We start from the raw sequence: 2,962 nt of genomic DNA on the forward strand, positions 1-2,962 counted from the left end.
TCCAGCTCAACGAGGACGGCACCAAGCTCGTCGAGATGAACCGGATCCTTCAGACCCTGAGCTTCAAGAAGCCCATGGACATGAAGTTCGGCCCCGACGGCGCCCTCTACCTGATCGAGTGGGGCTCCGGCTTCGGCGGCGACAACGCCGACTCCGGCGTCTACCGCGTGGAGTACATCAAGGGCAACCGCCCGCCGGTGGCACGCGCCAGCGCCGACAAGACCGACGGCCCGACGCCGCTGACCGTCAAGTTCAGCAGCGACGGTTCGCGCGACCCCGACGGCAAGGCGATCACCTACGCCTGGGACCTCGACGGTGACGGCACGACCGACTCCACCGAGGCCAACCCCACCTTCACCTACACGAAGGCCGGCGAGTACAGCGCCGTCCTGACGATCACCAACGCCGATGGCAGGACCGCGACCTCCAGCGTGACGGTCAACGCGGGCAACACCAAGCCCGAGGTCAAGGTCGAACTGCCGCCGAGCGGCTCGTTCTTCGAGTTCGGCGACCAGGTGAAGTTCAAGGTCACCGTCACCGACGCCGAGGACGGCACGGTCGACTGCAGCAAGGTGCAGATCCAGTCCATCCTGGGTCACGACACCCACGGTCACCCGCTCGACCAGACGACCGGCTGCGAGGGCGTCGTGCAGACCGCCATGGCGGGCCACGGTGAGTACGACAACCTGTTCTACGTCATCGAGGCCAGCTACACCGACAAGGGCGCCGGGACGGCCAAGCCGCTCACCGGGCGGGGTCAGGTCATCCTGCAGCCCAAGCGCAAGCAGGCCGAGCACTACAGCGCCACCGGCCGGGTCACCGGCGGCACCGGCACCGACGCCGCAGGCGTGCAGGTCGAGACCACGACCGACACCGCGGGCGGCAACCAGAACATCGGGTTCACCCAGGACGGCGACTGGTGGTCGTTCGACCCGATCAACCTGACCGACATCACCGCGATCCGGCTCCGCGCCGCCTCGGCCGGTCCCGGCGGCACCGTGCAGATCCGTCAGGGCAACCCCGACAACGGCACCCTGGTCGGCTCGGTGGACATCACGCCCACCGGCAACTGGCAGACGTACAAGGACGTCACGGTCGACCTGACCAACCCGCCGACGACCAGCGGCCCGCTGTACTTCGTCGTGCGCAAGCCGGCGAGCGCGGCGAACGACGCCTACCTGCTCAACTTCAACTGGGTCGACTTCGTCGGCAAGGGCGCCACCAACAACCAGCGTCCGACCGTGTCGGTGGCCGCCAACGCGACCACGGGCATCGCGCCGCTGAAGGTGGACTTCACCACCACCGCCACCGACCCCGAAGGCGACGCGCTCACCTACAAGTGGAACTTCGGGGTGAACGGCGCGCCGCAGCCGACCACGGCCAACGCGAGCTACACCTACACCACGCCGGGCACCTACACCGCCGTGGTGACGGTGACCGACGCCAAGGGCGCCGCCGGCAGCGCCCAGGTGCAGATCAAGGTGGACGCGCCGGCCACGGCGTGCTTCACCGGCCGCTCCGACGACTTCCTGGGCACCCAGCTCGACCGTGACCGCTGGTCGGTCATCCGGGAGAACCAGGACCTGAAGGTCGCCGACGGCAAGCTGATCATCCCGACCTCGGCCACCGACATCTACAGCACGGGCGGCAGCACGCCGAACATCGTCGTGCAGCCGATGCCGTCGGGCGCCTTCACGGCCACCGCCAAGCTCACGCTGAAGGCACTGACCACCTACCAGCAGGCCGGTCTGGTCATCTACGGCGACGACGACAACTACGCCAAGATGGTGCTACAGGCACGGGGCAGCAACGACCACGCGGCCCGCATCTTCCAGTTCATCCGGGAAGACAAGGGCAGCCCCAACGAGGTGACCGCGAGCAACACCGCCAACCTCGGGGACGCCTACCCCGACACGGTGTACGTGCGGTTCATCAGCGACGGCACCAACATCACCGCGCACTACTCGGCCGACGGCACCAACTTCACGGCGATGTCGGAAACCAAGCCGCTCGCCGGGATCTCCAACCCGAAGATCGGCCTGATCTCGCTGGCCTCGACCAACAACCCGGTGACGGACGCGGCCTTCGACTGGTTCCACATCACGCCCGACGACAAGGCCACGGCCTCGGACCCCAACGACGAGTTCGAGGGCAGCGCGCTGGACCTCTGCCGCTGGAACGCCAACGTGCGCTACGACGCGACGGCGGCGCGGGTCAGTGGTGGTCAGCTCCAGCTCGACACGACCAAGGGTGACATCTACGGGTCCGACAACAGCAACCCGAAGAACTTCATCCTCCAGACCGCGCCGAGCGGTGACTGGACGCTGGAGACCAAGGTCGACGGTTCCGCTCTCAACGAGCAGTTCCAGCAGGGCGGCCTGATCGTCTACGGCGACGACGAGAACTACGTGAAGTTCGACTACGTCGCGGACAACGCCGCGGGCTCCGCGGTGACCCGGCGGCTCGAGCTGCGCAGCGAGGTCGGCGGCGTCGTGCAGGACCCGCAGCCCCAGGTCACCAACCTGACCAGCGGGGTGTGGTGGCTGCGCCTGACGAAGACCGGAGACGGCTTCACCGCCTCCTACTCCTCGGACGGCACCACCTGGACCGACCTGGCCACCGACGGCACGGCCGCCGTGGTCAAGAACAGCGCCGTGGCCGGCACCGGCAAGGTCGGTCTGTTCGGCTTCGGCGTCAACCAGGGCGCGTCCAAGACGGTCAAGTTCGACTACTTCAAGCTGACCCCGGCGGCCACGTCGAAGGTCAAGCTGACCGTCACCGCAGCCACCCGCTGCATCGGCACCACCGCCTACCTGGCGGTCACCGCCGTCAACAACGGCGACGCGCCGGCCACGATCACGCTGAACACCGCGTTCGGCAACAAGACCGTGACCGACGTGGCCCCGGGCAAGCAGGCCTACCAGTCCTTCAACACCCGGACCGCCCAGGTCGCCGCCGGCAA

1 protein-coding gene is annotated in these 2,962 nt (G+C 67.8%); it reads left to right on the forward strand.

The window, feature by feature from the left end; genetic code table 11:
- A partial coding sequence (locus tag HHX37_RS35300) for a PKD domain-containing protein (protein WP_182888171.1) occupies positions 1 to 2,962 on the forward strand: 2,962 nt, incomplete at both ends.

The sequence above is a fragment of the Microbispora sp. H10885 genome (assembly GCF_014161415.1).
Lineage (GTDB): Bacteria > Actinomycetota > Actinomycetes > Streptosporangiales > Streptosporangiaceae > Microbispora > Microbispora triticiradicis.